This window comes from Rothia sp. HMSC058E10, from assembly GCF_001809415.1.
Classification (GTDB): domain Bacteria; phylum Actinomycetota; class Actinomycetes; order Actinomycetales; family Micrococcaceae; genus Rothia; species Rothia dentocariosa.
Window position 1 is genome coordinate 197226 of record NZ_KV797632.1, and the last position, 21365, is coordinate 218590.

Sequence of the window (21365 nt, forward strand, 5' to 3'; positions counted from 1 at the left end):
CCACGCTAGGAGTTCGGCATAGGTCACGCCTGCGGGCCTTTTGCACTCTATGAAGGCTCAGCAGGAACCTTCCTAAGCACCTTCGCCAAATGCGAGGCATCAGCGGTAGTGCGTCCATCCTCGGGTTGAGGGAAACGCACCCCGCAGGTCGTCACATGATGTTCCGCAGACATAGGTGCCTGAGGATACGCCCCGGGTTCGCCTACCGTCAGGATCCTGCCTAGAGTTCCGTTACCGGCTACCGGATATGCTGTATAACCGTCCGCACCCGTGCGGTACGCGACCGCCAGCATTCGGTACCGTTCATGCTCGGATCGCTGCATTAAATCTTCACAATACGTGGTGTACCTGCCATCAAGGGTTGCGACCAGAATGCCTCGGGAATACAGCATCATATCTGGTTTCGCAAAGGCCACACCCTGCTGGCGACCCTCAGCATTGCGGTGATAAAGCATACCAACGGGGCTTTCCACACGCACTTCTAAACCGGTATCCGTGAGGGCCCGCACCAACATTTTTCGCCATAATGACGAAGTATCAAATTTAATATTTGCCAGCACACCCGCTTCATACGGACTATCGCTTAAACCAAAGCCATATTGTTGCGACAAAATAGATTGCGCATAGTGGTAAGCGCGCAAAGTTTGTGCCGACAATCGCATAGCAAAAGCAGGGGAGAGCGTTTCGGTCAGCAGACTACGAATATTCTGCGTGCTCACATCACGCAACACAGACTCGTACCCTAAAGCATCGTCGACGACCTCATTATCGGCGGCATGAGTTGCCACCTGCTGTAATCCGGCGCGGATCATTTGCCATAAATGCGTATCCGTCGTCAGAGAATCGAACTCGCAAACAACCCCAATACGTCGGTTAATCCGCCGGTTTACAAGCTCGCGTGGAAGCATACGACCACGCACAAAAAGTAATTCATCCACCTCAGGCTCAAAAACCGGACGACGATGCGCCAAAGCCTGCCCGCTTGAATCAACAAAAACGCGGTACATAGCCTCTTTGAGCGAAGGAATATGCGGAAAAAGTTCGGAACCCTGCGGGGTAATGTCACGATGTCCCTGAATAATTGCCTGTTCCTCATGATGCTCTGCCAGCATACGCCATAACAAAGAAACCTTCTGCCAGCCAGTACCTTGACCACCTGCCGAAAAGTCCATATTCTCACGGGCTGTAGCCGGTCCTAAAACCCGTCCACAAACCGTAGCAGCCACTGCATAGACAGGCTTTTCAGGGTACTCCAGCGCTGTCCACAGTGGATCTGAGGCACCGCCCTCATTATCATCATCATGCGGCGGCAGGGCAGAGCCCGAAACCGTCTCTAAATACCCAGCCCAAGGCTTCGGAAGCACCAGAATCTCAGTCTCATAGACATAGAGAGATAACGTACCGTCATCGCTATGCTCGTAAAGCGAAGACTCAGGATCCTGCACAGAGGAGAACTGTCCGCCTGCCTCAGGGGCGATTTTCACATTAAAAGGCGCAATAACTTCCGGCTGCTCAGCCGATACCCATTGTTTGCACCAGAGCTTGGGCAACACATGGATAACCAGAGTATGCACGGCACCCGGCTGAGGATGCGTGTGTTTTAGGATCGTAACGCCGACACCGTTACCGCGCGCGCTCGCTTGAAAGTAGCGAACTTCACTCACCACCCGTTACTTCCAACCAGGGAATTTGACCTGCGGGCTTAGGAGCAGAAGGCAGACCGGGACCGCTCCATGAACCAACCACGCGTGGGCGGCTGCCGAGTCGCTGGCCCACCATCTTGACGGATAGCCCATTGATAGAACCGATCTTTTCGAGAATGCCGGAACTGATATTGAAAGTCGCTGCAATTTCCGCAAGCTGGGTTAACAAAGCCCGTGCAATGTCTTCGGGGGTGGAATTTCGAGAGAAGAAATAGGAATGTCCTAGACGTGCATCCGGGCCAACCTCGGATTCAAGAATGGCGTTAATATCCGCATACCGTTCTATAACGATGTCTAATTCTTCAGAAATAGCACCTCGTTCAGCTTCAAGCTCTGTACGCAAATCTGTTTCATTGTGAGGATTCATTTCCATCCAGATAAAGCGACGGCGCAAAGCCAAATCAATGGTACCCACAGAGCGGTCGGTAGAATTCATAGTTCCCAGAATGTGCAGGTTATCTGGAACTACTAAACGGTTATATATTTTACCCTGATAATAAAGCGGAGTTTGCAAAGTCGCATAGGTGAAACCCTGGGGAATATCCGCATCAGCTGCAAATACTGAACCGTAAAGTTTTTCACGATGATCCTGAAGTTTTTTTACGGAAACACGCTTTGACGTTTCAATAACGAGCATAAGGTCGCCGAAAACACGGGAGGTATTGGCGCGGTTAATCTCGTCAATGAAAAGCAGATGTGGTGTCGTGGGGTTCTCAACAGCTTTTCGGCAGGCTTGAAGAAATACACCTTCGTGAGACACAAATTCAGGCTCATCTTCTTGGCGTGAAAAGTTTGGACGCAGACCGCTCACGAACTCTTCGTAACTCGTGGACGGGTGGAAGACTACCGTTGTAATGTTGGCCTTGCCGTACCCAGTATCCTCACGTGAGAGAGTATTGATCTGGTAAGACTTTCCACAGCCCGCGACTCCCTCAAGAACAACACATTTATTTTTAAAAAGAGATTTTGCAACAGGCCCGGTGGGATAAAACCTGCCGCTTTCTTCTTCAACTGCATTGAGGGTATTCTCAAAATCTTTAGGCGTGGGTTTTTTCCGTTGAGTAGGCGGTTTTTCGATTAAAGGTTTAATATGCTGCGAAATGAGATCCTGAAGTTGTACAGGAACTCGGGAATATGGCATTCCGGCAGAATTTCCAAAATAGATACAAATACGAATATCGCGGTATATGGAAAACTTTTTTACGGTATCTTGTGAACGTTTATGGGCTTCCTGTACTGCGGTATTAAAAAGAGGAATGCACTCCACAAGCTGGAGTGCAGAAATATTAGGGTTTTGATTCTCGGCAGCTTTAATTTGACGATCGATAATACGGTTCATGCCACCCGGAAGCAGGTTGTCATGGCCATCAAGGATCATACGCAGAGTTTCCCGAAAACCTTGCCAAATATTCTCGTAGAAAGCATGTTCTGTTTGAACGATAGTGTCGTTGTATTTAAAGGAGTAATATACCTGCACGCTACCATTAAAAGGTTTACTCGGTAGTATTTGAGTATTCTTTTGTTGTGCGGATTTAATTTTCTCGACAAAAGTATAAAAAGATACAAATTCGGAATCGTGGATACTTTCTCCAAAAGCCCACGACGATGTAATCTCCGCGTCTATACTTTTAAAGTTTGCCTGGAGGTTGTTAGACACTGAAGTCCCTTGGTGATTGTGGTGATTCTGACCTTCCAATTATATACCGAGACATGGAGTAAAAAATATCATCAAAACATATTTATTTGATAAAGCTCCACCTGTGATAGAAGCCCCTCGGAAGTTGTACTGGACGGTTTTCAAGGGTAAAAAGTTCCCTCGCTCTTGCACCGTACAAGAGCGAGGGAACCAGTTAATTTGGCTTTCCGCTGAAAGCCTGGCTAGAACACAATGGAACTAGTCATCGATATGTGTTGCCTGAATTGCGTTAACGTTATTCAGATCGTACTTGGCAAACGCCTTGGCAGCCGCATCGGCGGGCACCTTACCGTCCTTTGCCAACAGCTGCAGGGCACGAACTACCATTGACTGAGCATCAATGTGGAAGAAGCGACGTGCACCGGGGCGGGTATCCGCGAAACCGAAGCCATCGGCTCCCAGAGTTGCAAAATCGTTCGGGAGGAACTGGCGAATCTGGTCAGGCATAGCCGACATGTAATCGGAGGTCGCCACAATAGGACCTTCAGCACCGGCAAGCTTCTGAGTCACGTAGGGTACACGTGCAGGCTTATCGGGGTTGAGTAAGGTTTCTTCCTCAGCAGCAAGACCTTCGCGGCGCAACTCGTTCCACGAGGTTACCGACCATACATCAGCCGAAACGCCCCAGTCCTCAGCCAAGAGTTTCTGAGCTTCCAAAGCCCACGGTACAGCAACACCGGAGGCGAGCAGCTGAGTCTTGGGTCCGGAGGTAAGCTCAGAATCCTTGAGCTTGTAGATGCCCTTGAGCAGACCATCAATATCCAGGTTCTCGGGTTCTGCAGGCTGGTGGATCGGCTCGTTGTACACGGTCAGGTAGTACATGACATCGTGATCTTCATCGAGGTTACCGTACATCTGCTCAAGACCACGCTTGACGATGTGCCCGATCTCGTAGCCGTATGCAGGGTCGTAGTGCTTCACGGCAGGGTTGGTGCTTGCCAGGATGGGGGAGTGGCCATCCATATGCTGCAGACCCTCGCCGGAAAGCGTGGTACGACCCGCAGTAGCGCCGATAATAAAGCCTCGTGCCAACTGGTCGGCAGCAGCCCAGAAAGCGTCGCCGGTGCGCTGGAAACCGAACATCGAGTAGAAGATGTAAATCGGGATCATCGGCTCACCGTGCGTATCGAAAGAGGTACCGGTCGCGATAAATGCTGCGGTCGCGCCAGCCTCGTTAATACCCACGTGCAAAATCTGACCCAGCGGCGACTCCGTGTAGGAGAGCATAAGCTCGTGGTCAACAGGAACGTAGTTCTGTCCGTTCGGGTTGTACAGCTTAGCTGAGGGGAAGAATGCGTCCATACCGAAGGTACGTGCCTCATCGGGAGTAATAGGCACAATACGGTGGCCGAAGCCCTTGACACGCATTAGGTCCTTCATGAGACGCACGAATGCCATTGTGGATGCGGCAAGCTGCTTGCCTGACCCCTTCTTGGTACCCGCGTAGACCTTGTCGTCCGGCAGTTGAATCTCAGGCTGAGTATTGGGGCGACCGGGGAGGAAACCACCGAGTTCTTCGCGACGCTTGAGCATGTACTGAATTGCCGGGTTGTCCTGACCGGGACGGTAGTACGGAGGGTTGTAGAGGTCCTTCTCCAGCTCTTCATCAGAGATCGGGATGTTCAGATGGTCACGGAAGCCCTTGAGCGCTTCCATGGTGAACTTCTTGATCTGGTGGGTCGAGTTACGGGACTCGAAGTAGGGGCCAAGAGCGTAACCCTTAATGGACTGTGCCAGAATAACGGTCGGACGTCCCTTAGTCTCCAGCGCTTCTTTGTATGCAGCGTAGATCTTCTTGTAGTCGTGACCGCCGCGGCGAATAGCCCAGATTTCGTCATCGGTCAGGTCAGCAACAAGTTCCTTGGTTTCGGGGTACTTGCCGTAGAAGTGCTCACGGATGTAACCGCCGTCTTCGCCGCGGAAGTTCTGGTAGTCGCCGTCCAAGGTTTCGTTCAGCAGTTGGATGAGCTTACCGCTCTTGTCCTTAGCGAGAAGCTCGTCCATCTCGGAGCCCCAGACAACCTTGATGACATGCCATCCGGCACCGCGGAAGAACCCTTCGAGCTCCTGGATGATCTTGCCATTACCACGCACAGGACCGTCAAGACGCTGCAGGTTGCAGTTAACCACGAAGGTCAGGTTATCGAGTTTTTCGTTAGCCGCGAGCTGCAGTGCACCGCGTGATTCGGGCTCATCCATCTCGCCATCGCCGAGGAATGCCCAGACGTGCTGCTGCGAAGTGTCCTTGATACCGCGGTTCTGCAAGTAGCGGTTAAAGGAAGCCTGGTGAATAGCATTAAGGGGGCCTAGACCCATCGATACTGTGGGGAACTGCCAGAACTCAGGCATGCACCGGGGGTGCGGGTAAGAGGGAATGCCATGCTCGCCCTTGGTCTTCTCCTGACGGAAGCCATCCATGTCCTCTTCGCTGAGGCGGCCCTCAACGAAAGCGCGCGCATAGTTACCGGGAGAGGCGTGGCCCTGGAAGAATACCTGGTCACCGCCGCCGGGGTGATTGCGTCCGCGGAAGAAGTTGTTGAACCCAACTTCATAAAGATCAGCGATACCTGCATAGGTGGAGATGTGTCCACCAACACCGATGCCCTGTTTCTGTGCGCGCTGCACCATAATGGCAGCGTTCCAGCGAATCCAGTTACGGTATTGTTCTTCAAGGTCAGCATCGCCGGGGTATTCAGGCTGCTGGTCGACTGCAATGGTGTTAATGTAGTCGGTCTTGGTTAGAACCGGTACCTCAACGCCTTTCTTGCCTGCTTCCTGAATTAGGGATCGCAGGATGTACTCGGCACGTTCGGTGCCGTGAGTTTTGATGAGGTCCTCAAGGGACTCGGTCCACTCCTGAGTCTCCTCAACGTCGACGTCCTTGAGGCCGTCAAGTAGAGTACTCAGGGAGTGTTCGTTCGGTACGTTAGCCAAACTAATCCAACCTCTCTTCTTATCCAATTGTGAAGGCGCTTGTGGCGCTGGTGCGAGGCACCCTTTGGTAAGCATGCGCACAGTGTTCTAGGAGCATACTTCTTTCTCTACTATCTTAGACCTTATTTTGATCTCCGATGACTGTTTTTGAGGTTTTTTCGTTGGAGGCTTTGGGTTATGAATGAAAGTGGGCAGGTTGGTGCGATATTCCGCGGTAAGAATTTTTGCCTAAAATGTGCAAATTTCCCGATATAGGGGCTTTCCCCCTTAAAATTTGACACCTTGAGGCATGTTGTTATTTGTGTTTATGTGGTTTTATGAGGGGTATAGTCATGGGGTGAAGACTTTGAGGGCGTAGTAACCACTATCTAATTCTGATGTGACATATAACATGCACATCTCAGTTGCGAGTACATGAGAAACCCCGTATAGTATTACCTTGTTCGCAGGAAAACAAAGGTTTTTATGGCGAAAATTGGGTCTTTAGCTCAGCTGGTAGAGCGCCACGTTTACACCGTGGATGTCATCGGTTCGATCCCGGTAGGACCCACACATAAATCCCGTACCGTAACAGGCGGTACGGGATTTTCCTTTATATCCACTCTCTCCGCGCATTATGGGTATATCGTGGAATGCTCACAATAATCATTCAAAGACTGCCGAATGTTATTCCTGTCTAATCCAAACGCTTAATTCCTTGGATACACGCGGATAAAACGTAAAACAGCGTATTCTTGTATACATGACTGAAAACAAGAAGGCACAGATTGGTGTTACCGGGCTTGCCGTCATGGGCGCTAACCTAGCACGTAACCTAGCACGTAACGGGTACACCGTAGCACTGCATAACCGTTCTGTTGAGAAGACCGATGCCTTGCTCTCTGAGCACGGCGCAGACGGTGACTTCATCCGTACCGAGTCGCTTCAAGGTTTGGTGGACTCGCTCGAATCTCCTCGCCGCATCCTGATTATGGTAAAGGCGGGTGCCCCCGTAGACGCTGTTATTGAGCAGTTAACTCCTCTTCTTGATGAGGGGGACATTATTATTGACGGCGGTAACTCTCATTTCCCCGATACTATTCGCCGTGAACGATCTCTTGCAGAAAAAGGTATGCACTTTGTGGGCGTCGGCGTTTCTGGTGGCGAAGAAGGTGCCCTCTGGGGACCCTCGATTATGCCGGGCGGTTCGGCTGAATCCTACAAGCATGTAGGTCCTATGTTAGAGAAAATTTCAGCAAAAGCGCCGCAGGATGGTTCTCCCTGTTGCGCCTGGATCTCTACCGATGGCGCAGGACATTTCGTCAAAATGGTGCATAACGGAATTGAGTACGCCGATATGCAGGTTATTGGCGAAGCCTACGATATTCTACGTTCTGTTGCAGGTATTGAACCCGCCGAGCAGGCTGAAATCTTCAAGAAATGGAATGAGACCGACCTCAGCTCATATCTGATTGAGATTACCTCGGAAGTCTTGGCACAGGTTGATGCGAAGACCGGTAAACCGTTGGTAGACGTTATTCTTGACCAGGCCGGTCAGAAGGGTACCGGTCGTTGGACCGTTCAGGCTGCTCTTGACTTGGGAGCTCCAGTATCCGCTATCGCTGAATCTGTCTTCGCTCGTGCCCTGTCTTCTTCAGATGTTAAGGCGCGTGCACAGGCTCAGCAGGAACTTCCTGCTGGTCTCATCGCGACCACCGGAGTCGGTGCAGGCGATCCCGAATTTGTCGAAGACGTGCGCCGTGCGCTCTTTGCCTCAAAACTGGTGGCGTATGCACAGGGTATGGATATGATCGCTCGTGCCGGGCAGGAATACGGCTGGGAACTGCACCTTGACACTATCGCATCGCTTTGGCGTGCTGGATGCATTATTCGCGCGGAGCTTCTGGGCGATATTATGGCGGCTTACGCGGGTGAGGTACCGGCCAATATGCTTCTCGCACCCGCCTTCAAGAATCTGATGGAAGAGCTTGTTCCTTCTTGGCGCCGTGTGGTTGCAAAGGCTACCGCGTTGGGTGTGCCGGTTCCGGTCTTCTCCTCGGCGCTTTCTTACTATGACGGACTGCGCCGCGACCGTCTGCCTGCAGCCCTTATTCAGGGGCAGCGTGACTTCTTTGGAGCGCACACCTATGGACGTGTGGACGCAGAAGGCGCATTTCACACTATGTGGAGCGGTGACCGTTCAGAAGTAAACGCTGCAGATATCCACGTTCACTAGAACCTGGATCTTAAGAACAGCGTCAATAAAAGGGGTGTGGCCGCTTCGTGAGAAAGCAGCCACACCCCTTTTTTTGTCTGTGTTTTGTCCGTATGCGCGTGATCCAGTGACCGATAGACTGAGAACCTGGAGAACACGCTGCGAGCAATGATGCTCTGTCTGCCCAAAGAAGACCTGGAGTCGTGGGTGGTTCACACGGGTAACACCAGATTATCGGTGGATTTAATGACCTTATTCAGGGTACAGAAACCTTATATCGTAGTAGTTGCACTATTGAGGTTTGCGGCGAGATGCCGTTATAGATAAAACAACACCACAAACCTCATAGAGAGCACCACTCAAGATTAGATCCACATTGCCGGGTCGATATATTCCACAGCATCGACCAGAGGCTTCTTCTTCTCGGGTGTACGCAGACGATGTTTCGCAGGGATACCCGTAATTATGGAATCACGCGGATGATCGTTCACCACCACGGCATTTGCTCCGATAGCGCTATCTGCCCCAATGACTACTGGACCCAGCACCTTAGCACCAGCACCGATTGTTACTCTGTCTTCGATTGTGGGGTGGCGCTTAATCTTTTCAAGCGAGCGACCGCCGAGAGTAACGCCATGATAGAGCATCACATCATCACCTATTTCGGTGGTCTCACCAATAACGATACCCATGCCATGATCGATAAAAAAACGCCGCCCAATGACGGCCCCTGGATGGATCTCGACACCGGTCAAAAAACGGGTGAGCTGCGAGAGGGTACGAGCTAGAGATTTCGTGCCGTCCTTTTGCCAAAGTTTGTGTGTAAGCCGGTGAGCCCATATCGCATGCATGCCCGAATAGTTAAGCATGATTTCGCCAGCCCCACGCGCCGCTGGATCATGCTCTCGAACATTTTCAATGTCTTCGCGCAGACGGGCAAAAAATCCCATAATCTTCTTTCTGTTACCGTAGATACTTCCCCAAGGTACCAACATCGAAGCCAGTTTTCATATTAGGCGCGCCTGCGCCGCACAATATTGATGTTGACCCTTTATTGCGTACAACTAGAAAAGAATACTGAAATTCCCTATTCTTCTCTGAGCAGAGGAAACGCCCCACAGCACCGTAGCGAACGGAAGCGTGGGGCGTTGTTTCTTGAGGAAGGTTAGCCGCGGATATCTTCGTAGAGTACCGTAGAGATATAGCGTTCACCGAAGTCGGGAACAACTGCAACGATCAGCTTATCCTTATTTTCGGACTTCTTAGCTTCTTCCAATGCTGCATAGACGGCTGCGCCGGAAGAAATACCACCCAGGATACCCTCCTGGGTCGCCAGCGCGCGGGAAGTACGGATCGCTTCTTCACCAGATACTGCGATGACCGAATCGTAGATTTCGCGGTCGAGAGTATCCGGCACGAAGTTAGCGCCCAAGCCTTGAATCTTATGCGGACCAACGCGGCCTTCAGACAGGAGCGGTGAATCCTGAGGTTCAACGGCAACAATCTGCAGGTTGGGGTTCTTCTCCTTCAAGTACTTGCCAGCACCGGAGATAGTACCGCCGGTACCGATACCCGATACGAAAATATCAATCTTGCCGTCAGTCGCATCCCAAATTTCAGGGCCGGTGGTCTTGTAGTGAATAGCAGGGTTTGCCTCATTGGAGAACTGCGATGCGAGAATTGCGTTGTCCGTGGTGGCAACGATTTCCTGTGCCTTCTCAACAGCGCCGCGCATGCCGTCGGTGCCGGGAGTGAGAACAATTTTCGCACCGTAAGCGCGAAGCAGTACTCGACGTTCAGCCGACATTGTCTCGGGCATTGTCAAAATAACGTTGTATCCACGTGCTGCACCAACCATTGCAAGGGCAATACCGGTGTTTCCAGAAGTCCCTTCGACAATGGTACCGCCGGGCTTGAGAGCTCCGGCTTCTTCAGCGGCATCAATGATGGCGCGGCCGATGCGGTCTTTCACGGAGCCTGCGGGGTTGTAGAATTCGAGCTTGACGGCTACGTTGCCGGGCAAACCAGCATCGAGGCGGTTGAGTCGAACAAGGGGAGTCTGACCAATAGCATCAACAATGCTGTTTACGATCTCTGCCACAGTATTTAATCCTTTAGTGTGTGGTGAAAAATCCGATTGATTTTCCGGGGAACCTTGGGTACGTGAGAAACTTTACTACGCTGCGGGTAGCGGTGTAAGTTTACCCGTCACAGTTCGTAATATGCTACTGAGTTGGGAATAAAAACGCTGGCGGCGGTGTAGCAGGCAATAATTTTTCACCCTTAATAGTCCGCGTGCCGTATATATTTCCCATTGGAAAATTATACGGCACGGCGTTCCTTCTCGAGGTTCTAAGCGGTACTAATGGTCGAGTGAAAGAATAGTCCAAGCGTTATTCTGGTACTTTGCTTTGATATCGATATCTTGATCTAGATTTAATCTGTTGTTTTGAGTGTCGGTTGCCGTACCGTCTTTAACAGTCCATGCGCCAAAATCGACTTTGAAATGACCCGGCCAGGTATATGTATCACCATCTTTGGTGGGAGAACCAGCTTTGAGGGCGATGGTTACAACGGGGTTATCGGTCCACGTAGTACCCCCGAGGAAAGGGGAGTTAGACATAAAGAATACTTTGGTTCTCTCAGGAATATTGACCTCTTGAAGATAGCTCGTATCTCCAGTACGCAGTGCATATTGCATGGCAGCGGCGGCAAAAGCGAGGGTTGAGTATAGCCCGCCGGTTGAATCATCGTTGATGTCTTGAGGCTTCTTGGGTTTTGGAACATTCTGCGCTGGATGCTCCTTTGTTGCGGGCTCATAAGAACCTGCAGATTCGTCATAGGAATCAAGTTTGACTTCGCCTTGGTAATCTTTGCCGCATGCGGTGAGCATTGGAATAACCGCGAGACTCAGTATTCCTAAAGTGGTAAATCTGAGCGTGTTACGGCGGGAAAATACCCCGGAAGTAGGCATGATGAAGTAGTCCTCTCTCATGGGATGGGTTGGTGATGGTTTTAGCTTACCTAAACTTTATTATTTGGTACAAGCTTTTAATGTATTTCGCACAAAGTTAACACGCACTCTAAACGCTTTTGTTTGAGTCGCATTTATACAAGCGTGAAAAGACAGCATTTTGACGAGCAGGTGACTGACTGCCAGCTGCTCGTAGAACTAGAGTTAAGCACAAGAGTCGAGAGAGTCGTCGCACACATTCTGATACCCGCGTTGTGTCGTCTGCTGGACTCTTGTTAATTGGTGTCTTTTCGGTACGAAGACTGCTGCTTTGGTGGGTAGGGGGAGCCTCACATAAATATTTTTCTGCCGCACGTATCTTGGTATGCGGTACAGAAAAGAGATTTGAAAAATAATCGAGAAGATATAAAAACACCGTATACTCAACGTTTGTGAGCATACGGTGTTGTGCTGCGGAACGATACCTATTAGTCGATATCCATGTGTAGATCCCACACGTTATTGATGTAGCGGCCTACAGCCTCGCCCTGCATACGTACGTAGCGTTTATCAGAAGGGGTATCTTGCTCTTTACCCTTATTGAAGAGTTTTTCGCCCAAATCAATGGTGAAATCGACGGTCCAGTTATAGGCACCCTGCGCGATAGTAGGCTGCTTGCTGCTAATAACCATTGTGGCCGAAGGCTTTTCGTACCATGTCTTTTCTTCGATACCCTTCATCGTACGATCGGCGTATTTCTGGAGTGCATTCAGAGTATCAGCATCGGTGCTGACCTCCCGAACATACTTCATATCGCCGGTCTGCAGGAGGTAATCGACAGCAGCACCAAAATATGCAAGCGCAGAGGCAAAGCCCGCAACGGTGTTCTGGTGCATTGCTTCGGGAATAACGGGGGTGGGTACGTTCTGCGCGGGAGATTCCGCCGTAGCGGGCTGGTACTCTCCGGGGGTTTCGTACTGCTCTAACTTAGCGACTCCGGAGTAGTCTTTACCGTCGTTGACGAGTTCCGTAGGAGTCGGGGTGGGGGTAGGTGATTCGGAAGCTGAGGGGGTAGCGGAAGCTGAAGAGGAAGCGCTGGAGCTCTTCGTCTGAGAAGTGCTTGCGGAGGCTGAAGAATTAGATTCTTCTTTCTTATCGCTGCCGCACGCCGCTAAGAACGCGACACTTCCCATACTGAGAATCCCCAATGCTGCACGACGATTCAGAGCCGAAGACATCGTTATACCTTTCGTGTGAATGCATTAATCCCGTATAAGTCTAAACGTAAAACAAAACGAGATACTTGATTGTACCGAGGAATGTGACCTAACCCTAACCAAAGGTGAGTAACGTTACCGTATAAGGTAATACCTGGCATGGAGAGGGTATGGGTCTCATACGCACTTAAAACGCCCGGGCAAAGGCTTATTGCCATGCCCAGCGCAGACTTAGAAGTCCCGTATTTTTCTCTAGAGAATCCGGTGAAGACTAGTCAGCAATGTCCCGAATAGCCCATGCGCCATCGGTGTATTTTGCCTTGATTTTTCCTTCACTTGTAACTTTTTGCTCATTTTCTGGAACGTTGATTGCTCTGTGTTGAGCGACCGCCCAGTCGCCCTTGGTGAGTGTGAGCTTTGCAGGCCAAAAGTATTCGTTGTCCTTTTGCTCCGGTTGATCGGTAGTGAGCTCAATCGTAACCGTGGGATTGGAGAGCCAGGTAGAACCATTGGTGATCTCTTCGATGGAATCTACAGTATGTTCTAGCTTGACCTCTTTGAGGTACTGGGCATCGCCCGTAATAAGCCGGTATTGCAGTGCAGCCGCAAAGAACGCGATAGTCGAGTAAAGGCCCGCTACTGAGTTGTCATTCATATTATTAGGCTTGACAGGTTTGGGTACGTTCCGTGCCGGATGCTCGCGTGACGCTAATTCATAAGTTCCGGCAGATGTATCGTAGCTATCAAGCTTAGCCTCGCCCTTATAGCTCGATCTTTCGGCGCTGTTTTGCGACGTATTGCCACACGCAGAGAGTACGGTGATTCCGCCCAGTCCAACAGTACCGAGGGCGGTGATGCGCAGGAGGATTCGGCGCGAAAAAGTGAAAGACATAAAATGCCCCTTCAACGTTGAAATAGCACTAGCTTCTCAAGTGTAGCTCTACATAGAAGACGCCCTGGCAAGATAGATATAGGGGACCCGCGAAATAGTTATACGTTGCTGTGCAGGAACCCCAATAGTTCACAGGGAAAGTAACACTGCTGCGCAGATAATACCGTATATGCAGGGCTCTCCGACATGTGAGGGAAAATACATATCTAGAGGGTATATGTCGAGACATAAAACCCTTAGTTTGACTTTGAAGAACGCAAGGTGAAGAGCAGGAATTCAAAATACCCAGCCTCCGGGTTCCTGCATCAACAGAACCCCGAAGGCTGGGCAAGGGTAACGAACAGCTATTATTTCTTGGGATTAGCTGCTTGTTCTTCGGTTGCCGCAGGATCTGAGGCTCCACCCGTTGCCGATGCAGCAGGACTTGCTGCCGCATTTCCCGAGCTCTTCGTGCCATAGGATAGATTGAGTTCCCAGGATTTCGTGGTGGGATTGTAACGCCCACGGAAATCACAGTCTTGGGTATAGACTCGCTCTTCTTCCTTAACCGGTTTTATCTCGCCGTTCGTCACGCTTTCAGCACCGTAGTCGAATGTGTAGACGCTCTTGAAGAGTAGATTCCCATCGCTCATAATGGCGGGCTGTGACTCCTTGAGCTCGTACCAGGCAGATGGATCTACATACCAGGTTTTCTGCTCGATCCCTTGAGCGATAGTTTTAGCGAGCGCCTCATTTTCTTCGGCGTCGTTACCCGCAAGTTTGACCTTTTTCACGGCGTCGAGGCTGCCGGTTTTCACCAGGTAATCCCTAGCCGCAGCATAGTAAGCGACGGTCGCGTGGAAGCCTGTCACGCTATTTTCGTTGGCGTTATCCGGCAGCTTAGGCATAGGGGCGTTTTGTGGGGGATGCTCGGCATTACCTGGTTCGTAGGTATTTCCCGGCTCAAAATTATCAAATGTAATACGCCCGGAGTAGTTATTTCCGTCGTTGCTATATCCGTGTGGGTTTGAGGATTTTGGGCTTGGCGCAGAGCCGTTAGCGTTATTGCCATTTGATGTGTTGGTGGAGCTGTTCGAGGAACAAGCGGCGAGCATAGTGAGTCCGGCACCTGCTAAAACGGCTGTAACAGCTTGCCTGCGAGTTAAGTGCTGTGACATGGAAGCCTTTCGATGATTATGAGGGTTAAAGCGCATAGGCACCTTCACCCGGATGCGGTTGGAGAAGAAAATATTATGTCTCTATATTCTCATGCTGAGGTGCCGCTGAGCCTTCTTAGTTCTAGGACGGACTCGCGCCTGCCGTGGACTGCTGGTCACGAACTGTGAGTGTGAGGGACCAGGCTTCTTTCTCGAAGGTGCCTTGGATAGTACCCGCATAGTGGAATTTCTGCTGCTCGGCAGGTATTGCACTGGCCTGAGAGTTGACGACCTGCTGTTCTCCCAAACTGATATCGAGGGTGTATCGCCAATCTTTTCGATAATCGTTCACGGCTGTTGGCATGCGTGAGGTGAGGGAGAGCGTGGCTTGAGGAGAAACATACCAGCTTTTGGCAGCCTGACTCTCACCAGTCTCGTCAGTGAAAAGCAGGAGAGCTTTGGTGAACTCGGGGTTGATCGTGATGACTTCCAGAGGATTGGTGTCACCGGTAGCCAAGAGATAATTGAGCGCCGCATTGAGGTAACCGATGGTATCGTAAAAACCTGCAATGGAGTTTTTGCCCATATTCTCTGTTTTGATGGGGACCGGAACGTTTTGCGCCGGATGTTCTGCGTTTGCGGGTACATAAGACCCTGCCGAGGTGTTGAAGCTCTCGAAAGCCACCTCACCGCTAAAATCGCTGCGTACATACTGACTTACCGAAGGGTCACTCGTAGCATGAGTTTGCTGGTTTCGAGAGCATGCGACTATCAAAGTGGTGGCTGCAGTGCCGAATAACCCTGCCCCAACGGTACGTAATACACAGCGTCGGGAATAGGGAAGTGAAGTTATCACGCGGAACCTTTCACGTTAAGAAATAAAGGATTAGGGGTTTAGTAATCGGCGGGTATGGTACTCACCTTTGGGGTATAGGTAGAAGTCGGTTGTGGAGCGGGTGTATAGGCTCGTGTGGGCTTTGCCGCTGGGGCAAACTGCTGTGGGGAGATGATGAGCCACCTGTCCTTCATCCATTGCGCGTAGAGAGCCGTAAAATCGCGTATTTCATCCTGCGAAAGCGGTTTCGTCACGTTTGTCGTTTTATTGATGAGCGTTCCGTTTTCCTGGGTAGCGGTGCATTCCCACGAGAATTTGCCGTTATGCTCTGTCGGTTTCTCCGAGACGGAGATTTTCCAGGTACCTCCAACGATCCAACTATTATTAGGTTCGGCGTACAGAGTTTCCCAGGCCTTAAGCCGCTCAAGATCGACGGTGTTTTCGCTATGTACCACTTTGAGAGCAGGGGTGAGATCTCCAGTCATGCGTGCATAGTTAATACACGCCACATAATAGGCGAAGGTGTTTCGCAGCCCCTGAAAATCCTCTTTGAACATCAGGTCGTCTTCTTGGGGGATGGGAACGTTCTGAGCCTTGTGATCGGCAGTTGCCGGGTCTGCCTGGGGAATCGGCACGACCTTTTCCCCGGTTTCGGGGTTCATACTGGGAGTGACCGGGGTGGCGGAATCGTAACGCTGCCAGAGTAGCTCTCCCGAAAGATTTCCATAGTGTGCGCCTGTCTCTGAGGGGGATGCTCCCTCAGCGGTTGCTAAACCAGCGGCAGAATTAGAGGAATCGTTAGAGGAACATGAAACTAATAATGGTGCGGCAGCAACGGCGCTGCCAGTAAAGACGAAGAACTGGCGACGTGAAGGGCGCATAGCAACTCCCAAAATATCGTTATTTCCAGAAAATCTGAAACCCGGGTTTAGTGTGTAAAACCAGACTAGGGCGTGGTGGGTGAAAGCACAAACGTACAGCGACCTAAACCATGATATTAGGCTAGAGTTACGCAAAATACAGCGCTTCGACTCTGTTTACGGCACCTAAAATTCGTGAGGTAAGCAACTTAAACTCACAGGAAACACTCTAAGTTTCCTCAGCAAGCATGCAATAAAGTGTGAAACAATAGCGCACGTGCAACACACAAACGATGAGCGTGTATATTCTGCACGCAAACTCCTAGATGAGCTCACTCTACCCCTCGATACCGCTGATGTTACTCGGGCGAGGGAACAAGTGCGTTCTCTGAGTAAACAGTACGACGATTACATTCTGCCGCGGCTTACCGCTTTGGAGGCACCCCTTACCGTGGTAGTTGGTGGTTCTACGGGTGCCGGTAAATCGACTTTGGTGAATACCTTGATGGGAACCCCCGTATCCCGTTCCAGTGCGCTTCGCCCCACCACTCGGCAGCCAATCTTGCTTTATCGTGCTGAAGACTCCGAATACCTGACCCCCGAACGTTTTCTGCCTACCCTAGAACGGCAGGAGATGGCATCTATCTCTGAAACTTCACCACGCCGGAGTGACATTTGGGAGCTGCCAGGTGCCGAACATCATCTGCACGATACGCTTATCAGCGTGCAAACTAGCGCTCTGCCGCGCGGCATCGCCCTGATCGATGCCCCCGATATTGATTCGGTCTCCGACGAGAACCGCAGGCTTGCCAACGAGCTCTTATCTGCCGCCGACCTGTGGCTCTTCGTCACAACTGCTAACCGTTATGCGGATGCCGTACCCTGGGATCTGTTGCATCGCGCTGCCCAGCGCAATATTGCTGTAGCAGTCGTTCTCAACCGAGTTCCCGAAGGGGCTGCGGATGAGATCGAGTCCGACCTTATGCGGATGCTCACCGAAGCCGGTATGACACCGGTTATTCTGCATAGTATCCATGAACAGCTGCGGGACGAACAGGGGATGCTGCCCGCAGAAGCGGTAGCGCCTCTAACATCCTGGCTTGAGCAGCTTGGTGCGGATGCGCCAGCCCGTGCAGCTATCGCGCGTCGCACCCTGGCGGGCGCTATCACCGGTGCCGGTAACTCTCTGCAAGAACTTGCTGATGCACAAACCCGTCAGGTGGAAACCTACACCGGATTAGAAACTGCGGTGACCTTAGCCTATGAGGATGCGCTCGCCCGTGTGGAAGATTCTCTCACTGACGGCTCATTGCTTCGCGGCGAGGTTCTGGCCCGGTGGCACGATTTTGTGGGAACGGGCGACTTCTTCCGCTCTTTGGAGAACCGCATCGGACGGCTGCGGGACAGGTTTGCCGGAATGCTGACCGGGAAACCGGCAGCGACCACGCGGGTTGAGCAGGCTCTCGAAACGGGTCTGCACGCCGTTGTTCTTGATGCCGCTCAACGTGCGCATGAAACTATCCGTCGAAGCTGGGGAGCGGAACGGGCAGGGCGCGTACTCTTACAGAATATTGACGAGAGCCCGTACCCTCCGCACAGCACCCAGGCTCGTGCGGAGCTTGATGAGACTATCGCCGCAGAAATACGAGCCTGGCAAAGTTCTGTACTTGATATGATCCGTGCTGAAGGCAACGGCAAACGCCAGCGAGCGCGCGTGCTCTCCCTGGGTGTTAACGCGACGGCGGTGCTGCTCATGATGGTGGCTTTTTCGGCGACTGGCGGACTCACCGGCATCGAAATTGGTATTGCGGGAGGATCTGGGGTCGTTGGATCTAAGCTTCTTGAATCGGTCTTCGGCGAGGATGCTGTGCGCCGCATGGCGACTCGCGCTCGCAGTGATCTAGTGGCACGCCTAGAAACCCTGCTCAAACGGCAATCCGAAAACTACCGGCAGGTGCTTTCTTCCCGTGAACCGCGCATACAGCCGGACGAAATTCGTGTCGCTGCCGAACAGCTTCATGAATTAGGTCAAGAACTAGATCATGATCCCTTGGCTCGACGTGAAGACTCGCTTCAGAACTCGGGGCTTGTTCAGCACATGCATGACGATACAACACAGCCATTACCTGTTAAGAACTCTCGCCAGGAGCACACACGATGAACTCATCTTTAGCATCCGCTACGCCGCGCGGGTCTTTTGAAGAACGTGCGCTTCGCCTTCACGATGCGCTCGGCCTGGGTCTTGACGTTATTCCTGATACCGTGCAGGAGAACGCATCCGCAACGCTGAGCCGAGTCATGGAACGTCGGCAGCTTTCGGCAGAACACACTGTAATTGGTTTTTTCGGGGCCACCGGAAGTGGAAAATCCACCCTTTTCAATACCATTGCTGGGATGCCCCTGGCACGTACCGCCGTTACACGACCGACTACCTCAGAAATTCAGGCGGCGATTTGGGGACGGGACGGAAGCGAAGAGCTTCTGGACTGGCTTAAGATCGAACATAGGGTCTATCCCGAGGAGAACGAATCGATACGCCAGATTCGTACCCAAACACAAAATTCGGCGGCAGATTTTGCAGCACCCCACGAAATCGTAGAGCCCGTTCCTGGTATGTGGAATAAGCTCAAAACGGCGGTTGGGCGTGGGCAGACCCGCACACGATCTGGCGGGCTGATCCTGCTGGATCTGCCCGACCTTGACTCGGTAGCGCATCACCACCGGGAGCAGGTAGAGCGCATGCTCTCCTATGTGGATGTGTTGGTGTGGGTCCTCGACCCCCAAAAGTATGCGGATGCGGCGGTGCACCACGATTTTCTGGCTCCTCTCTCCACTCGTGGGCATCGCATGGTATGCGTTCTGAACCAAGCAGATACCCTAGATTCCCATGAGGTTCCACAAGTACTTGATGCGCTCACGGAGCTTTTAGAAGCGGACGGTATTACGCCTCTGCTCATTACAGCCCCATTTGCACTCTCGGCGCATACCGGCGAAGGCGTTTCTGCCCTGCGGTCGTTGTTAGGACGTGTGGCGGCTGAGAAAAATGCGGCGTATGAGCGTACTGAGGCGCAGCTATATGCGATTCGCCGTGATCTTGCAGCCTATAAGGGCGGTGAAGCACCTCTTCATGAGCCTGACTATGCCGTTGATGAGCTGACGGAAGGCTGCTTTCAAGCCTGCGGGGCCGTTGAAGTTCTTGATGCCGCAGAAGCCTCGTATCGTCGTCGTGCCGTTGCCAACACAGGATGGATAGCTACGCGGTGGGTTGCTAAGTTCCGTGCCGACCCGCTTAAGCGCCTGCATCTTGGAGACGATACTGCGGGTACCCAGAGCGCGAGTGAATCTGCACCACAGAAATCTCCGATGCATCTAACGGCTAGTTCGTTACCACCGCTTACTGCAGCTCAGCAGGCAGCATTAGCTCAGGCCGCGCGCGGTTATGGTGAGTCTGTAGCCCAAAATATTGAAGCTCCCTGGAAGCAACGTATCCAGAACGCCGCCTTGACCCGAGAACAGGATTTTCCGGAGGCCTTTGAGAGGGCGATCGCGCGTGTAGACTACAACACTACCCAGTCACGTTTCTGGTGGAAGCTACTTAACGCGGTGCAATGGATTGCATTTCTCAGTCTTTTGGGAGGCGTAGCCTGGCTGACTGCAATGGCATTTGCAAGCTACCTGCAGATACCTCTGCCGCCTGCGCCCGTACCCGAAGGATCCCCCGTACCTGTACCCACACTTTTACTTATCTTGGGGGTGCTTTTAGGGATCCTGGGTGCCGTATTGGGTAGGGCACTGGTGAATGTGAGTGCCCGTGCTTACCGGCGTTCCTTGCGAACGCGCATGATCCAACAGTGCGAAAACGCGGCACAGCAGGTTGTCGTGGCGCCCGTATTGACAGAATGCGAGAAGCTCAGGCGCTATAGGCAGGCTCTGACATAAGAATGAACACCTAAACAGCATGAGGGGTGTGGAACCAACTAGTCGGTTCCACACCCCTCTATGGTTTGACCTAAGCTACTATACGTTCCGAAGCGCTTGTGAAATCTTATGAGCCGCATCAACAACAACCTCGGCGTATTTGCGACCGGGCTGCATACCGAGTCTTTCGATAGGACCGGAAATAGAAACGGCTGCAATAACTTTGCCCGACGGTGAACGCACAGGGGCAGACACGGAAGCCGTGCCGCGCTCGCGTTCACCTGCCGACTGTGCCCACCCTAATCTGCGCACGGAAGCAAGCATGGCAGCGCTGAAATACGCATCTTGCAGACCCTCAACAAGGCGGTTCTGATCTTCCCATGCCAAGAGTACCTGGGCTGCGGAACCAGCCTTCATGGAGAGCTGGGTTCCTATAGGAATTGAATCATGCAGCCCAATGGGACGTTCTGCGGATGCTACGCATACGCGCCAGTTTCCCTGACGCCGGTAAACCTGTGCCGACTCGCCGGTTACATGGCGAAGCTGATTTAAAACCGCTCCCGAAGCCGCCAGGAGGTGATCGGCACCAGCCGCATTTGCCAGTTCCATCAGGCGAGGACCCAACATAAAGCGCCCCTGAACATCGCGTGCCACCATACGGTGGTGAGAGAGCGCCACCGCCAAACGATGCGCCGTTGGGCGAGCTAATCCGGTGGCCTTAACAAGCTGCCCCAGCGTGACCGGACCAGCCTCTAGGCATGAAAGAATAAGCGCGGCTTTATCAAGTACCCCCACGCCAGAGGAGATGTTTGGTTCGACCTCAACAACCTGTTGGTCATCCGTGAGAGTATGGGGAGTCTTCAAAGGAGTCGAAAGCCCCGACGTATCGCGAGGGTGACGTGCTCCAGGCAACGGTGTAGACGATGGTGCAGATGTCATAACTCTAGTTTAGCTCAGTGCATCTCAAAATGTGGAAGATAGGGCGCACTTCATAGACTCTTCCTCTGAACCTGCCCATGATGGAGGA

15 protein-coding genes and 1 tRNA gene are annotated in these 21365 nt (G+C 52.0%); 4 read left to right on the forward strand and 12 right to left on the reverse strand.

The features are described 5' to 3' along the window. Positions 1–47: 47 nt before the first annotated feature. The 3 genes from HMPREF2609_RS07150 to aceE form a co-directional block, all read right to left on the reverse strand. Positions 48–1664, reverse strand: a complete 1617-nt coding sequence (locus tag HMPREF2609_RS07150; protein WP_246825610.1) for an McrC family protein — start codon at positions 1662–1664, stop codon at positions 48–50. Next, positions 1657–3360 (reverse strand): McrB family protein, encoded by a 1704-nt coding sequence (locus HMPREF2609_RS07155; protein ID WP_070536062.1) that lies wholly within the window; start codon positions 3358–3360, stop codon positions 1657–1659. Before HMPREF2609_RS07155 ends, HMPREF2609_RS07150 begins: the two co-directional genes overlap by 8 nt. 237 nt (positions 3361–3597) lie before the next feature. Further along, entirely contained in the window at positions 3598–6333 is a 2736-nt protein-coding gene (aceE, locus tag HMPREF2609_RS07160) for a pyruvate dehydrogenase (acetyl-transferring), homodimeric type (protein ID WP_070536065.1), read from the reverse strand. Between the two features lie 477 nt (positions 6334–6810). On the opposite strand from aceE, the gene HMPREF2609_RS07165 reads away from it, so the two are divergent. Further along, a tRNA-Val gene (locus tag HMPREF2609_RS07165) sits at positions 6811–6883 on the forward strand. A gap of 192 nt (positions 6884–7075) precedes the next feature. Next, complete coding sequence (gndA, locus tag HMPREF2609_RS07170) at positions 7076–8548, forward strand: NADP-dependent phosphogluconate dehydrogenase (protein ID WP_004004915.1); 1473 nt, start codon at positions 7076–7078, stop codon at positions 8546–8548. A gap of 344 nt (positions 8549–8892) precedes the next feature. On the opposite strand, the gene epsC is transcribed toward gndA, so the two are convergent. The 8 genes from epsC to HMPREF2609_RS07210 all read right to left on the reverse strand — a co-directional run bounded on the left by epsC (position 8893) and on the right by HMPREF2609_RS07210 (position 16441). Next, on the reverse strand, positions 8893–9477 hold the full coding sequence (gene epsC, locus HMPREF2609_RS07175) for a serine O-acetyltransferase EpsC (RefSeq protein ID WP_041321815.1): 585 nt from the start codon (positions 9475–9477) through the stop codon (positions 8893–8895). Positions 9478–9692: 215 nt separating this feature from the next. Beyond that, a complete protein-coding gene (cysK, locus tag HMPREF2609_RS07180) occupies positions 9693–10628 on the reverse strand; it encodes a cysteine synthase A (RefSeq protein WP_004004913.1) in 936 nt (311 codons plus the stop codon). Between the two features lie 261 nt (positions 10629–10889). After that, a complete protein-coding gene (locus HMPREF2609_RS07185) occupies positions 10890–11501 on the reverse strand; it encodes a DUF6318 family protein (protein WP_238789008.1) in 612 nt (203 codons plus the stop codon). Between the two features lie 467 nt (positions 11502–11968). Further along, positions 11969–12718 carry a DUF6318 family protein gene (locus tag HMPREF2609_RS07190; RefSeq protein ID WP_048751519.1) on the reverse strand — a complete coding sequence of 250 codons (750 nt, stop codon included), beginning with the start codon at positions 12716–12718 and terminating at the stop codon, positions 11969–11971. Positions 12719–12968: 250 nt separating this feature from the next. Then, entirely contained in the window at positions 12969–13589 is a 621-nt protein-coding gene (locus tag HMPREF2609_RS07195) for a DUF6318 family protein (RefSeq protein ID WP_048751518.1), read from the reverse strand. Positions 13590–13936: 347 nt separating this feature from the next. After that, complete coding sequence (locus HMPREF2609_RS07200; RefSeq protein ID WP_048751516.1) at positions 13937–14746, reverse strand: DUF6318 family protein; 810 nt, start codon at positions 14744–14746, stop codon at positions 13937–13939. A 121-nt stretch (positions 14747–14867) separates the two neighbouring features. Then, entirely contained in the window at positions 14868–15581 is a 714-nt protein-coding gene (locus tag HMPREF2609_RS07205) for a DUF6318 family protein (protein ID WP_004004908.1), read from the reverse strand. A 38-nt stretch (positions 15582–15619) separates the two neighbouring features. After that, the gene (locus HMPREF2609_RS07210) at positions 15620–16441 is read right to left on the reverse strand and encodes a DUF6318 family protein (RefSeq protein WP_246825611.1); all 822 of its coding nucleotides are present in this window, start codon (positions 16439–16441) and stop codon (positions 15620–15622) included. A gap of 256 nt (positions 16442–16697) precedes the next feature. Between HMPREF2609_RS07210 and HMPREF2609_RS07215 the strand changes: the two genes are divergently transcribed. Beyond that, on the forward strand, positions 16698–18581 hold the full coding sequence (locus tag HMPREF2609_RS07215; RefSeq protein WP_070536067.1) for a dynamin family protein: 1884 nt from the start codon (positions 16698–16700) through the stop codon (positions 18579–18581). Then, on the forward strand, positions 18578–20359 hold the full coding sequence (locus HMPREF2609_RS07220) for a dynamin family protein (RefSeq protein WP_048751513.1): 1782 nt from the start codon (positions 18578–18580) through the stop codon (positions 20357–20359). Before HMPREF2609_RS07215 ends, HMPREF2609_RS07220 begins: the two co-directional genes overlap by 4 nt. A gap of 78 nt (positions 20360–20437) precedes the next feature. Here HMPREF2609_RS07220 and HMPREF2609_RS07225 read toward each other — a convergent pair whose 3' ends face one another. Next, on the reverse strand, positions 20438–21277 hold the full coding sequence (locus HMPREF2609_RS07225; protein WP_239662013.1) for an IclR family transcriptional regulator: 840 nt from the start codon (positions 21275–21277) through the stop codon (positions 20438–20440). Between the last annotated feature and the right edge of the window lie 88 nt (positions 21278–21365).

Excerpts from the sequence above, each read along its gene's own strand:
- gndA (WP_004004915.1), top strand. The coding sequence starts at position 7,076 with ATGACTGAAAACAAGAAGGCACAGATTGGTGTTACCGGGCTTGCCGTC.
- epsC (WP_041321815.1), bottom strand. The coding sequence starts at position 9,477 with ATGGGATTTTTTGCCCGTCTGCGCGAAGACATTGAAAATGTTCGAGAG.
- HMPREF2609_RS07185 (WP_238789008.1), bottom strand. The coding sequence starts at position 11,501 with ATGCCTACTTCCGGGGTATTTTCCCGCCGTAACACGCTCAGATTTACC.
- HMPREF2609_RS07190 (WP_048751519.1), bottom strand. The coding sequence starts at position 12,718 with ATGTCTTCGGCTCTGAATCGTCGTGCAGCATTGGGGATTCTCAGTATG.
- HMPREF2609_RS07195 (WP_048751518.1), bottom strand. The coding sequence starts at position 13,589 with ATGTCTTTCACTTTTTCGCGCCGAATCCTCCTGCGCATCACCGCCCTC.
- HMPREF2609_RS07200 (WP_048751516.1), bottom strand. The coding sequence starts at position 14,746 with ATGTCACAGCACTTAACTCGCAGGCAAGCTGTTACAGCCGTTTTAGCA.
- HMPREF2609_RS07210 (WP_246825611.1), bottom strand. The coding sequence starts at position 16,441 with ATGCGCCCTTCACGTCGCCAGTTCTTCGTCTTTACTGGCAGCGCCGTT.
- HMPREF2609_RS07220 (WP_048751513.1), top strand. The coding sequence starts at position 18,578 with ATGAACTCATCTTTAGCATCCGCTACGCCGCGCGGGTCTTTTGAAGAA.
- HMPREF2609_RS07225 (WP_239662013.1), bottom strand. The coding sequence starts at position 21,277 with ATGACATCTGCACCATCGTCTACACCGTTGCCTGGAGCACGTCACCCT.